General features: G+C 41.4%; 2 pseudogenes. Both read left to right on the forward strand.

The window, feature by feature from the left end:
- Nucleotides 1-421, forward strand: a pseudogene (locus SMIDD26_RS10810) (GTPase HflX); the annotation flags it as partial.
- Nucleotides 414-814, forward strand: a pseudogene (locus SMIDD26_RS10815) (cystathionine beta-lyase); the annotation flags it as partial. The pseudogenes SMIDD26_RS10810 and SMIDD26_RS10815, both read left to right, overlap by 8 nt.

Below are 814 nucleotides of genomic sequence, written 5' to 3' on the forward strand. Positions count from 1 at the left end.
AGAAAGCAAGCATGTGGACCTTCTGGTTCATGTTATCGATGCCAGCAATCCTTACCACGAAGAGCATGAAAAAACAGTCTTGTCTATCATGAAAGACTTGGATATGGAGGATATTCCTCGCCTGACCCTTTATAATAAAGCGGATTTGGTGGAAGATTTTACGCCTACCCAAACGCCCTACGCCCTCATTTCTGCCAAGTCTGAGGATAGTCGTGAGAACTTACAGGCTTTGTTTTTAGAGAAAATCAAGGATATTTTTGAATCCTTTACCCTGCGCGTGCCTGTCTCAAAGTCCTACAAGATTCATGATTTAGAGAGTGTTGCAATTCTGGAAGAACGCGATTATCAGGATGACGGTGAAGTGATTACAGGCTACATTTCCGAGAAAAATAAATGGAGGTTAGAGGAATTTTATGACTGATATTAAAACGTTGGCTCTAAAATATGGGGGTTATACAAGTCTAGACAAGGTCTATCTGGATCAACTTCTAGCTGGTAAGACAGAGCAGGAGCAGTTGTCACTGATCACTCCTCCGCCTAGTGTGGTCAATGCTTACTTTGCAGAACTCTACCAGAAAAAGAGTCCTGAAGCAGCGACGGATTATTTTTTAGAACTTAGTCAGGAACTGAACCTCTACAATGCTGAACCTAGTTTCACTCTAGAAAATAAGCCTTTTATTCGACTTAATCTGTCTGGTAAATCCTTTGGTTTTTGTTATGAGAGTGAGGGGCTGGGTCGAATTTTCTCTGAAAATGAGGATAAGATCTCGGATGACTTGCTCTTTGAAATTGCGCAAATTTTTCCCCCATCAAC

The sequence above is a fragment of the Streptococcus mitis genome (assembly GCF_001579035.1).
GTDB classification, from domain to species: domain Bacteria; phylum Bacillota; class Bacilli; order Lactobacillales; family Streptococcaceae; genus Streptococcus; species Streptococcus mitis_J.